Origin of the sequence: Westiellopsis prolifica IICB1, from assembly GCF_004323185.1 — a bacterium.
Taxonomy (GTDB): domain Bacteria; phylum Cyanobacteriota; class Cyanobacteriia; order Cyanobacteriales; family Nostocaceae; genus Pelatocladus; species Pelatocladus prolificus_A.
Genome location: NZ_NAPS01000001.1, coordinates 1,824,409 through 1,836,872 on the forward strand (window position 1 = coordinate 1,824,409; position 12,464 = coordinate 1,836,872).

Sequence of the window (12,464 nt, forward strand, 5' to 3'; positions counted from 1 at the left end):
ACGTTATGGCTATTCCAAGGACAAACGCCCAGATTTGTTGCAATACCGTCAATTATTGGCAACCCTCGACCCAATGGGAATGCCATTAGTCAGTACAACCCTTGAAGGTAATGGAGCTGACGACCCATTATATTTCCCTACTTGGCAAAAAATAGCACAAGTGATTGGACATAAAAAGTTTGTCTTCATCGCTGATTGTAAAGGCACTTCCAAGTAATAAAATGCCCAGCCGTATTAAATATATTTTGGCCAAGCCCAAAGATTTAGGCGCTTTCGCCGTTTAGGCGAAAGCGACGGCTGGGCATTTTATTATTTGGAGATCCCAAAGCTGGGTCGATTGCAACTCGCGCTCAAATCGCAGCTTCTAGGGGTATTTACTGCGTTCCTGTAGCCATGAGTGGGCAACACCCTCAATATCTTCAGCAATGGGTTCTCAACCCACCAGCAGAAATTGTGCCCATTCGTTTACGGCGACAAGATGAAGAAGAACCTGCGGTGGGAAAAGGTTTTGAAGTGGAGTTAGGTAAGTTTTGGTTCAACAAACAAACCAACAAATGGGTGCGTTGGCTAGAACGCTACTTAGTAGTTTACTCCCAAAGCCTTGCCGCATCAATGATACGTGGACAACAGCAACGCATCTTGACTGCTGAAACCGCTCTCCAAAGTTTAGCTAACAAGCCAGGCTCAGATCGGGAGCTACTCACCCATAAAGTAGAAAACATTCTCCAGCGCTATCGTGTCAAAAATTTTTTCTCAACCATGATTACAGAACAGATCACTAAAAAAACTCGTCATCTCGGACGGGGACGACCATCAAAAAACTCGACCACTGAGGAATTGACAGATATTTGTCTTCAACTTCATATCCAGAAGATAGATACTGCAATTCAGGAGGCAGAAACTTTGGCAGGGTGGCGATTGTATGTTACTAATGCCGATAGTAGCCAGATGAGTTTACCACTTGCTGTGATGTATTATCGGGATGAATGGCTTTTAGAGCGAGGTTTTCACCGTTTTAAAAGGGGTTCTTTGCCAGCCCTACCCATTTACTTTCAAAATACTGACCGAATCACTGGCTTAATGTTCTTGTTGAACATAGCTTTGCGTGTATTTACTTTAATGGAGTTTGTAGTACGGCTGGCTCTTGAGCAAACCCAACAATCTTTGGYAGGTCTTTATGACGGTAATCCAAAGCGAAAAACTGCTCGCCCCTCTGCTGAACAGATGCTCAAGGCTTTTTGTAATTTAACTCTTTATTTTTTACCCGATTCTACCATCTTCWTTACACCAATTAACGCGCTTCAAAAACAAATTCTTTATTTAATGAAAATGTCTGAATCCCTTTATCACATAGATTCGGTGGTGCGCTCGACATAATTCCTCTTACTCAATTACTTGCATCACTCCTGAAGGAGGATACACAGAATTGAAGTCCCATTTCAATATTAGCACTTTTCGTGTAATACACCAGAAATTGAATTTTGAATATTGCTGCTTTTCCATGTATTACATGGAAAAGCCTGACTTCAGATAACAGTCTCACAATGCATTTCTTTCATCGGTGTAATACACGCAAAGCCGCGATTTCTTTCCCCTGTATTACACGGTGATGCTGATTCAACTTTTTCCATGTATTACATGGTGATGCTTTTAGGATATCCAAAATCGTATTGTTTCCTTTAACAGTAAGGCATTAATTCCTCTCACCCTTTAAAAATGAGCGAACGTACAGTAATAACCATTGTACAGACGCGATTTATCGCGCCTCTAATAACGCGATTTATCGCGTCTCCAATGACCATGCTGACTTACTTAGAACAAATATTTCTCGTGCGACTCTTCCAAATCCAGCCAGATTCAGGGGAACTAATTTCTATCCATCCACCTTGTTCTCTACCTGTAACTGTCAATTTAGTTCCGGCCTTGACGACTTTTCCTGTTCTCCTGCGTCCAGATGATGAACGTAAATTAGATGAGCTAACAACAACAATACAATTATCTTTTTCTTTAGCTTGATTTTTATTGATTGTTTCTTGTGTTTCTGGGATTTGATTTTTTGCAGTTACGGATGAGGGTTGTGGTGGGCGACTTGTAGTCATCACGCCATAAGTAAGTATGATGCCAGCACCAGTACCAAAAATCAATAATGGTAACTGGCGACGTTTCATCTGAAATTTACCCCGTGATCCAAATAGATGAACAGGGGGAGATTTCACTAAATTCTGTCCCTGTGATCCCTGTGGTAGAGTTGGTGGAATTGTGGCTGTTGATTCGGGTGGGGATAGGGGAACTGTGGTATTATCTGGTGGAATGTAGCAAGGTTTTGCTAATTCTTGGAGCGATCGCATCACTTTAGTAGCAGACAAATAGCCTTGTTGCCAATACTCTTTTAACATCTGATTGACAACACCTGCTACAACAATTGGTGTGTTGGGATTAGTAATGCTATCTACTGCTTGTCGCACATCGGTTGCTGAATGATAACGGTATTTGTAGTATTGACGCACCATTTTGGTTAAAATAGCTGCCAAGCCATCAGTAACTTGAGCATGATGCTGCCATATTATTTCCCCACTTACAGGTTCTTCACCTAAATTTTTGGGATGCAACCCTGTCAAAGCTTGAATTGCAATCATACCCAAAGCATAAACGTCACTATTAGGATAAGGTCTACCTAATGCTTGTTCACTTGGCATATAGCCAGGTGTCCCAATCGGAATTGTCTCATTTTTCAGTTGCTCTGGTGTCATCTGCGAATACATTTTCACTTGCTTGACAGCACCAAAGTCAACTAAAACCATCTTATTGTCAGAACTGCGGCGAATTATATTATGAGGCTTGATATCTTGATGAATTACCTCGTGACTGTGGACAAATTCGAGGATGGGTAAAACTTCTTGCAGTAGATGAATGACTTGGTTTTCACTCCACTGTACACCCGGTTGCAATTCCATCGATAGGGAATTACCAGGAACAAATTCTTGCACCAGATAAAATTCTTCGTCTTCCTCAAAGTAAGCAAGTAGTCGAGGAATTTGGTCATGATTACCTAGTTTTTCCAGGGTTTCAGCTTCTCTTTTAAACAAGCGTCTAGCTGTTTCCAATAAATCTGGATCACTAGTAACTGGTTGGAGGTGTTTGACTACACAGGAGGGATTTCCAGGACGGCGAGTATCTTCGGCTATATATGTATGACCGAATCCACCTTGACCTAGTAGCTGAACCACCTGATAGCGCCGATCTAGCAATTTGCCAATCATGCTACGGCTAAACTCATATGCAAAATTAACAACAATAGACTTTTCTGATCATAAGTAGTTTCTTCAGGATTAATTGGAAAATTTGTGTATATAGATCAAATTATCTGATTTTGTGGGGAATGCGATCGCTTGATCAAGCTACTTTTTGACTAAGATCGCAGCCCTGATTCTAAGTATTGAAGCTGTTATGGCTGTAAAAAATATACCAATTAATATATTTCTCCAACTAATTTCTTTTCCGTTAGCACTCACCAAAAACGCTTCCAGCATCAAAGAAGGTAAAATTATACCAATAATTAGTAATAACCTATGAATTATTTGCCGATGTTTAGCCAAAATAGAAAGTAGTGCTAAGTAAATTCCTAAAGGTATAAAATTCAAGGCATAGTAAAATATTTTATTTTCTATAGGAATTAATTCTAACAAATTTAATGAATAAGAGTTTTGTAAGTTATCCACGTATACTTGAATAGTTGAGCGAAAATAACTAATGATAATATGATGTGATTGTTTGTCTGTAAAAACATTGGGAATATTCAGTTGTATATCGCTTGCATTTTCTCCAGTAATTGGTGTTCTGAGTCGCAAGTTTAAAGCTGTTCCCTGCTGTCCTAAAGTAAAATTACGACGCAAGTGATCAATAGAAATTGACACAATTCGAGCAGGCCCAGTTTGATTTATGTCACTAGTAGCTACAACTGTGCTGATTGTAAACTCAGAGGTATGAGATATTCTTTTATTCAATTTTTTCACAGACCCGGCTGTTTCTAGCCAATTACTGGAACTCAACAAAGCGCCTTTATTTTCCTGAACCTCTGAAGGCTGAACACGCCAGAATAATTTGGGTAAATTCCCACTTTTATCCCGATAGTAAGATTTGCCATTTTTGTCTAATTTATAAGCAGCTAACAGAGAATTTCCAAATTTATCAAAGTAATTTTCATCTGTAAATATCTCTGCAACTTCAATAGCTGACATGGCTTTATCAGTCATATTTACTTCCGAAACGTATCCTTGCCAAGGTCTATCCCCTGTGATTTCATTTCCAATTGTTAGCGGATAATTTAAGTTCCAATTACTTAAATTGGTTGTACTTTGCCAAAATACTAAATTCAGGGATGATAATAATATATATCCCAAGCAAAACACAGCTATTCTTTGATTAATCTGCCTACCTGTGTTGTTCTCTATCCTGGCTAAGGTGTAGGCAAAGCTCTGAGAAGAAAACCAATTAAAGCAAAGCCAACCAACAAAACCACCGATACTATTATTAATAATATCGATGAAAGTAGGTGTTCTACCAGGCAAAAAAACTTGCAAGACTTCAACTATCGTTGATAAACCCGTACTTATTAATATAACTATTAAAATTTCCAGTGCTAATTTTACTCTTTTTCGTTGTAAAACACTGCTAGCGAAGAATCCTAAAGGTATAAACAATAAAACATTGTTTACTCGGTCTTGGAAAGAGGTCTCGTTACTAAAAGTTCCAATCAGTTCTTGCCAAGAAAAATCATTGGGAAAGAAAAATGTAAAGGGATAAAGTGTCGCTAAGAGTATTACTAATATACTCATCGCGACAAGTGCGTAATTTTTAGTAAATTCGACTAAATGAGCGTTACGAATTATCTGAAGTTTCTTCATAGCCGCTGATTGTACTTATACAATTTACTGATTTTATCTAGCTAAATATATATTCCCTTTACATCCATTGAATTTCGTAATAGTTACTTAAAATTTTAGCCTGTGATTGAAATCGCAGTCTCATAGCAAAAGTCTGCTTTAAGTGGGGATGGGGGGAAACTCTCCAACGCACTGGCTCGTCTTGGTGTTTCAAAAGTCGATTTTTTAATCACCAAGACACATAGACGCGCTAGCGGCCAATACGGTTCGGTTAAGAATTTTTCGTCATAATTTTGGATATGTAGAGACGCGATATATCGCGTCTCTACAGGATTTAAATGCCAATCGATTTGTCTTATCCGAACCGTATTGCGCTAGCGGCTACTTGCAGAAGTCGCTTACGCGCCTATCCGTAAGGGTAGACACAAAGACACAAAGAAAAGTAGATCGGTAGGCACAGGGTTTTCAACCTACGCTCTTATAAACAGGACTTACGCAAAACATATTAACGCGCATTTGCGGTAATTCATGAATTACCGCTACGCAAGAATAAGGTTTTCGGTCACATCTTGCGTAATACCATTTCACGTTAATCGCGATTAACGTGAAATGGTGTCACCCCTAATTCGCCAGCAGTATCTTTTCTTTAGAGAAGTCGGGGATCTTGTGGTTCACGAATAAAATCGGATTACTATATTACGTAATAAATATAATTACTTACGTAATTGTATATTTTATTGCGCTTAGGTTGCGAAAGATTAACATTTACCAATCAAGTCTTGCTGAAAAGTCTAAAATTTTTATGGTAGCTGAGAGTATAGACACGGGTAAGCATTTAAAATAGACGACTTGTAAAAATGACTTTTGCATTTTGATATGGGCAAAGGGTAAAGAGGAAAGGCTTTACCAACCAATGAACACGTCGGTTTAGGTTTACCGTTGGGAAAACGTTTGTTTTTATTGCTTTTACGTTTCCCCCTTACCCTGCTTCTGCAAGAAGTCAAATGCTTACTAAAATTATTTTCTAAGGGAGGTTGGCTATGCCTATCGCCACAGTTAATCCTGCAACAAAAGAATTACTCAAAAACTTTGAAGCGCATAGTGATGCTGAAATTGCTGCCAAACTAGATTTAGCGCAACGAGCTTTTGAGGATTACCGTCAGACGAGTTTCTCTGAACGATCGCACTGGCTGGAAAAAGCTGCTGATATTCTTGAACAAGAAAAAGCAGATTTTGCCAAGGTGATGACGCTAGAAATGGGCAAAACTTACAAAAGTGCGATCGCTGAAGTCGAAAAATGTGCTTTAGTTTGTCGTTACTACGCTGAAAACGCTGCCCAGTTTCTCGCTGAAACCTACGTGGAAACCGATGCTAGTAAAAGCTTTGTTAAATACCAACCATTAGGTATAATTCTCGCAGTCATGCCGTGGAATTTCCCCTTTTGGCAAGTATTTCGTTTTGCAGCACCCGCACTGATGGCAGGTAATGTTGGTTTACTCAAACATGCTTCCAATGTGCCACAATGTGCTTTGGCAATTGAGGAAATTATCCACAAAGCTGGTTTTCCCAAAGGTGTATTTCAAAATTTGTTCATACCTGGTGCTAAAATCAGCGACTTGATGAGTGATGACCGCATAAAAGCTGCTACCTTAACAGGTAGCGAACCAGCAGGAATATCACTTGCTGTTGCATCTGGTAAACAAATTAAAAAAACCGTTCTAGAATTGGGTGGCAGTGATCCATTTATTGTGTTAGAAAGTGCTGACTTGGAAACAGCAGTTGCAGTTGCGACTACAGCAAGAATGCTCAATAACGGGCAATCTTGTATTGCTGCGAAACGTTTTATTATTCAAGAAGCGATCGCAGATCAATTTGAAAAGCTACTGCAAGAAAAATTCCAAGCGCTGAAAGTAGGCGATCCTATGCAATCAGATACTGATGTCGGCCCATTAGCCACTCCTGATATTCTCAAAGAATTAGATCAACAAGTGGAAACTTGTGTCAAAGCAGGAGCAAAAGTTCTGATTGGCGGAAAGTCTTTGGCTGATCGTCCTGGTAACTTCTTTCCACCAACAATAATTACAGATCTGTCTGCCGATAGTGCGATCGCCAAAGAAGAATTTTTTGGTCCAGTAGCTTTAGTATTCCGCATACCCAATATTGACGAAGCCATTAAATTAGCAAATGCTACACCCTTCGGTTTAGGTGCAAGTGCTTGGACAACAAACTCCCAAGAACAACACCGCTTAATCAATGAAATCGAAGCAGGTGCAGTATTTATTAATGGTATGGTTAAGTCCGATCCTCGCTTACCTTTTGGTGGAATTAAACGATCTGGTTATGGTAGAGAATTGGGAATCCAAGGTATACATGAATTCGTCAACATTAAAACAGTGTGGGTTAAGTGATTTAGTCATTTGTTATTAGTCATTTGTTATTAGTCATTTGTCATTTGTACAAATCTAAACCTTGGTACTTTTTTGATAGTAAAATCTCCCGTAAAAATCTGTAGAGTCCATCAAAAATCTAATAACCAATGACAATTGTACAGACGCGATTCATCGCGTCTACCAATGACAAAAATATTTTTCGCTAGTGAGGAAGTTTAATGAATACGGCAGAGTTATTAGTAAGGTGCTTAGAAAATGAAGGGGTGCAATATGTTTTCGGACTCCCTGGCGAAGAAAATCTGCATGTTTTGGAAGCCCTAAAACACTCCTCGATTCAATTTATTACTACTCGTCATGAACAAGGTGCAGCATTCATGGCAGATGTTTACGGACGTCTGACAGGAAAAGCAGGAGTGTGTCTTTCAACTTTAGGACCAGGGGCTACAAATTTAATGACAGGGGTTGCTGATGCTAACCTCGATGGTGCGCCACTAGTAGCAATTACCGGACAAGTTGGAACAGATAGAATGCACATCGAATCCCATCAATATTTAGATTTGGTGGCTATGTTTGCTCCAGTAACAAAATGGAATAAACAAATTGTCCGACCTAGTATTACACCAGAATTGGTGCGTAAAGCCTTTAAACTGGCGCAGAGTGAAAAACCAGGGGCAGTTCATATTGATTTACCAGAAAATATTGCTGCCATGCCAGTAGAAGGCAAACCATTATATAAGCAAAATGTTGACAGAACCTTTGCTTCTTTTGCCAGCATTCGGTCAGCATCAGCCTTAATTTCTCAGGCAAATAACCCAATAATTTTAGTTGGTAACGGTGCAATTCGCGCTCAAGCCAGCGACGCTGTCACCCAATTTGCGACTCAATTAAATATCCCTGTTGCTAACACATTCATGGGTAAAGGAGTAATTCCCTATACTCATCCTTTAGCATTATGGTCTGTAGGATTACAACAGCGAGATTTTATTAACTGTGGCTTTGATAATACAGATTTGGTGATCGCCGTTGGCTATGATCTGATTGAATTTTCACCCAAAAAATGGAACCCCGATAGCAAAATTCCTATTGTTCATATTGCTGCTGCTCCAGCAGAAATAGATAGTAGTTACATTCCGAATGTAGAAGTTGTAGGCGATATTTCTGATTCTCTTGATGAGATTTTAAAAGTAGCAGACCGCCAGACTAAACCCAATCCTTATGCTATTAGTTTAAGATCAAACATTCGTGCAGATTACGAACAATATGCCAATGATGACGGTTTTCCAATTAAACCTCAAAAAATCATTTATGACTTGCGTCAGGTAATGGGGCCAGAAGATATCGTGATTTCCGATGTCGGCGCCCACAAAATGTGGATTGCCCGCCATTATCATTGTCATAGTCCTAATACTTGCTTAATTTCCAACGGATTTGCAGCCATGGGAATTGCGATTCCCGGTGCAATCGGAGCTAAACTAGTTTATCCCAATCGTAAAGTTGTCGCCGCAACTGGCGACGGCGGCTTTATGATGAATTGTCAAGAATTAGAAACAGCTTTGCGAGTTGGTACAGCATTTGTGACTTTGATTTTTAATGATGGTGGTTATGGCTTAATTGAGTGGAAACAAGAAAATCACTTTGGTAAAGGTAGATCATCTTTTGTGCATTTTGGCAATCCTGATTTTGTCAAATTAGCAGAAAGTATGGGATTAAAAGGTTATCGAGTAGAAGCTGCTACCGATTTAGTTCCCATCCTCAAAGAAGCTTTAGCACAAGATGTACCAGCAGTGATCGATTGTCCTGTAGACTATCGAGAAAATATTCGCTTTACTCAAAAAGCCGGCGAATTGAATTGTGTGGTTTAATTGATAGTCATTGGTCATTTGTCATTTGTTCTTTGTCATTTGTGAAGAACGAATGATAAATGATATCAGGTTCGCTTGATTACTTATAATTCCCTTTCCCCGGCTTCGCCGCCCCTCCCCGCAAGCGGGGAGGGGTTGGGGCAATACGGTTCGGTTAAGAATTTTTCGTCATAATTTTGGATATGTAGAGACGCGATATATCGCGTCTCTACAGGATTTAAATGCCAATCGATTTGTCTTATCCGAACCGTATTGGGGGTTGGGGTGGGGTAAAAATATTTTTGCAAGAGGTCTAAGCATTCTTGTTGTAGTTGTTTGTGTACATCTAAATACTTAAAACATCTTCGTAAATCTCTGCCATGGTCAAGCTGAAACCAACCGAATCTAAACTCAATTCATAATCTTTACCTAAAATTTCGAGTAACCAATTTCCTTGAAAATTTTTACGATAAACTTCTACTTTCATATCATCTTGGGAAACTAATACATATTCCCGTAAACTATCTAACTTTTGATAATTAACAAGTTTTTCTCGTCTGTCTGTGACTTCTGTACTTGGTGATAGCACTTCTATAATTAAGCAAGGATAATTCAAAAAATAGCGGTCTTGGTCTTGGGAATTACAAGTAACAACAACATCAGGATAATAAAAGATATTGTTATTTTGAGCCGCTAATTCTATCCTGACTTTCATATCAGCCATAAACACGCTACAGGAACCACCCCGCAAATGCGATCGCAGTCTGCTGGCAATATTTAGTGTAATTGTATTATGTTCCTTGCTACCGCCAGACATAGCAAAGATTTGACCACCAAGATACTCATGGCGAACTTCGCTAGATTGTTCTAGTTGGAGATATTCTTCAAGATTTAGATAAGTTAATGGTAAAGACATCCTCTGAGTAAATTTTTAGTAAATTTTTGTAAGATGTGTTATTGCTTTAGCCTAACGCACAATTGTTTCTACAGTATCCAAAGCAAGTGCAACTGCACCCCACAACGGTGCATCATCACCCAATCCTGCTGGGACAACTTCAAAATTAATCTCTGGTAAAGCCGTTTCCCGCGCTACCTGACGAATAACTCGCCAAAAACCTTCCCCCGCTTTCGTCACACTCCCACCCAAAACAAACCGTTGCGGATTCATCAAATTTGCCACATTACCAATACCCACACCCAACGCCCAAGCCGAACGATGTAAAATATCCTGTGCCAACTCATCACCTTGCATCGCCGCTTCACTCACAATCTTCCCAGTAATTAACTCCAAATTCCCCTCCACCAAACCCCTCAATATCTCTCCTCCGCGTCCTCTGCGCCTCTGCGGTTCATTCATCAAAACCTCCCTCACATCCAACGCCATATACGGCCCCGACGCCAACCTTTCCACACATCCCCGCTTCCCACACAAACATATTGGTCCAGCTGGGTCTACTACCATATGTCCAATTTCCCCAGCCATACCATTTGCACCCCGCCAAGGTTTACCATTAAGTATCCAACCACCACCTACCCCAGTGCTTACAGTAATGTAAAATAAACTATCGTACCCAACCCCGGCACCATATCTGTATTCACCCAACGCTGCCACATTAGCATCATTATCAACACCAACACTTACACCATATTCATCAGCTAACAACTCTTGCAAAGGTACATTTTCCCAGCCTGGGACATGATGTGATAGCCTGATAGTACCTGTATTTGCATCCACAGGTCCACCAAAGCTAACGCCAATAGCCATTGGTTTGACTTCTTGCAACAGAGAATGAATAAGCGATCGCATGATCTCCAAATCAGTGCTAGCATAAGCATTTGCTGGTGATAAACAGCGTTGGTAACTCAACCACTCTTGAGAATTAGCATGTGCGATCGCTGCTGCTAGCTTAGTGCCACCAAAATCAAGCGCTAAAATTAAACTCACAATCTTGTTGGTTGTTGTTAATAAAAGACGTAGCAATGCTACGTCTCTATAATCATCCATTCAAATCAAGCACACCATCAATAAATCTTTGTAATCGCTCATAATGTGATCCTTTCCAATATATCTGAGCGCAGTTTTGACAACGATGAAATTCATCAGTGTATAACACCACAGTGTCAGGTAAGTGATCTATTACAGCTTGCTTATCTACAAGTTCCAAAATTCCATTGCAACGCAAACATCGTTTAAAAGGCGATACTAAATCAAATAAATCAAAACGTCGTAATACTTCAACAATTTGTTGGTGTGGGTCAGTATTCCTCACATAGTAACCATAAGTAACTACACTCCGCATCAAAAGACCTTTGTCGCGTGTTAACAGAATTCGGTTTTGGGTGCTGGAGATTTCTGCTAATTCAGGATCATGATAATTATTTTGGTACAAGGTATCAAATCCTAATAGTCGCAGAGAAGATGCTAATTTGCCAAGATGAATATCCAACACAAAGCAAATAGTATTTAGTGGTTTCGGTCGTACCAAACTTAAACAAGCTGTTTGCGCTACTGTGGAAATTGGATAGACATTAATCGTGTCTCCATCTTGAACAATGTAAGCAAAATCAACTGATTCCCCGTTAACTTTAATACAATCAACTTCAGGATGGGGAACACCCAATGCTTCGATCATGTCTTTTATCGAGGCTTTTTCTGCATAAAAATGCTCAATTCTCACTTGCCGTTTGTTGGGTGGCAAGAAATCGTTCAATTCTGCATAAAACTGGAAATTTGCCCTAGCCATACCAACAAATCATTAATCTTTCCTATATAAATCATATTAATTTATATGGATAAAAATAGACTACGACAAAGTATTAGTGGTTTGTAGCATTAATTTTGATGAGTCGCGGGTGTTCATACCATTTCACTAAAACCCTGATACAAATACAAATGGTGTTCCAGACGCGATATATCGCGTCTAGGACAAAATTTATGTGTATCGTGATTAACGTGAAATGGTATCAGATCCCCAACTTCGCAAAAGTTGTCGGGGACCTATAACCTCTTCATCTTTATTAATTCCGATGAAGTTGCTTATGTATTGATAATATTTATCTTTTAGTCTAGGATATGCAAGCATAAATGATATCAGCTTTTCCTACTCTGGAACCTATGTTAATATTGATTTAAGGGTGTTCTAGCATCATCCAAAATATAGATAAAGTCAGGTGTATTAGTAAATACTTGCAACTAAGATTGATCTAAGTTAAATTCGATGTAGATGCTTGTTTGTAAAAGATAATCTAGTTTGTAGTAGGAGGTGGAGAAGCTTCGCAGTTGAATTAATTTCAAACTAAAGAATTAAGTAAAAATACTTCTTATGGCTGTGTTTCGGTCAACAAGTAAT

Annotated in this window: 7 protein-coding genes and 2 pseudogenes; 4 read left to right on the forward strand and 5 right to left on the reverse strand. The window is 39.4% G+C overall.

The window, feature by feature from the left end:
* Both B4U84_RS30435 and B4U84_RS07750 read left to right on the forward strand, forming a co-directional pair.
* Positions 1-199, forward strand: a pseudogene (locus B4U84_RS30435) (IS1634 family transposase); the annotation flags it as partial.
* A gap of 125 nt (positions 200-324) precedes the next feature.
* Positions 325-1,377: pseudogene (locus tag B4U84_RS07750) on the forward strand (IS1634 family transposase); the annotation flags it as partial.
* Positions 1,378-1,808: 431 nt separating this feature from the next.
* On the opposite strand, the gene B4U84_RS07755 reads toward B4U84_RS07750, so the two are convergent.
* Both B4U84_RS07755 and B4U84_RS07760 read right to left on the reverse strand, forming a co-directional pair.
* Entirely contained in the window at positions 1,809-3,260 is a 1,452-nt protein-coding gene (locus tag B4U84_RS07755) for a serine/threonine-protein kinase (protein WP_131116699.1), read from the reverse strand.
* Positions 3,261-3,398: 138 nt separating this feature from the next.
* Positions 3,399-4,904, reverse strand: a complete 1,506-nt coding sequence (locus tag B4U84_RS07760; RefSeq protein ID WP_131116702.1) for a VanZ family protein — start codon at positions 4,902-4,904, stop codon at positions 3,399-3,401.
* A 1,019-nt stretch (positions 4,905-5,923) separates the two neighbouring features.
* Between B4U84_RS07760 and B4U84_RS07765 the strand changes: the two genes are divergently transcribed.
* Positions 5,924-7,291, forward strand: coding sequence for an NAD-dependent succinate-semialdehyde dehydrogenase (locus B4U84_RS07765; protein ID WP_044452352.1), 1,368 nt, complete (start codon positions 5,924-5,926; stop codon positions 7,289-7,291).
* Positions 7,292-7,491: 200 nt separating this feature from the next.
* Positions 7,492-9,135, forward strand: a complete 1,644-nt coding sequence (locus tag B4U84_RS07770; protein ID WP_131116705.1) for an acetolactate synthase large subunit — start codon at positions 7,492-7,494, stop codon at positions 9,133-9,135.
* A gap of 325 nt (positions 9,136-9,460) precedes the next feature.
* Here the strand turns inward: B4U84_RS07770 and B4U84_RS07775 are convergent, their stop codons facing one another.
* Genes B4U84_RS07775 through B4U84_RS07785 form a run of 3 tightly spaced genes read right to left on the reverse strand, consistent with a single transcriptional unit; the run spans position 9,461 to position 11,858 of the window.
* Positions 9,461-10,030: a Uma2 family endonuclease gene (locus B4U84_RS07775; protein WP_131116708.1), complete on the reverse strand. Its 570-nt coding sequence runs from the start codon at positions 10,028-10,030 to the stop codon at positions 9,461-9,463.
* Positions 10,031-10,081: 51 nt separating this feature from the next.
* Positions 10,082-11,059 carry an ROK family protein gene (locus B4U84_RS07780; RefSeq protein WP_131118791.1) on the reverse strand — a complete coding sequence of 326 codons (978 nt, stop codon included), beginning with the start codon at positions 11,057-11,059 and terminating at the stop codon, positions 10,082-10,084.
* A gap of 52 nt (positions 11,060-11,111) precedes the next feature.
* A complete protein-coding gene (locus B4U84_RS07785) occupies positions 11,112-11,858 on the reverse strand; it encodes a Mut7-C RNAse domain-containing protein (RefSeq protein WP_044452349.1) in 747 nt (248 codons plus the stop codon).
* Positions 11,859-12,464: the final 606 nt, after the last annotated feature.

Bases quoted from the DNA above. Each gene is read 5' to 3' on its own strand.
- B4U84_RS07770 (WP_131116705.1), top strand. From the start codon at position 7,492: ATGAATACGGCAGAGTTATTAGTAAGGTGCTTAGAAAATGAAGGGGTG.
- B4U84_RS07755 (WP_131116699.1), bottom strand. From the start codon at position 3,260: ATGATTGGCAAATTGCTAGATCGGCGCTATCAGGTGGTTCAGCTACTA.
- B4U84_RS07760 (WP_131116702.1), bottom strand. From the start codon at position 4,904: ATGAAGAAACTTCAGATAATTCGTAACGCTCATTTAGTCGAATTTACT.
- B4U84_RS07775 (WP_131116708.1), bottom strand. From the start codon at position 10,030: ATGTCTTTACCATTAACTTATCTAAATCTTGAAGAATATCTCCAACTA.
- B4U84_RS07785 (WP_044452349.1), bottom strand. From the start codon at position 11,858: ATGGCTAGGGCAAATTTCCAGTTTTATGCAGAATTGAACGATTTCTTG.
- B4U84_RS07765 (WP_044452352.1), top strand. From the start codon at position 5,924: ATGCCTATCGCCACAGTTAATCCTGCAACAAAAGAATTACTCAAAAAC.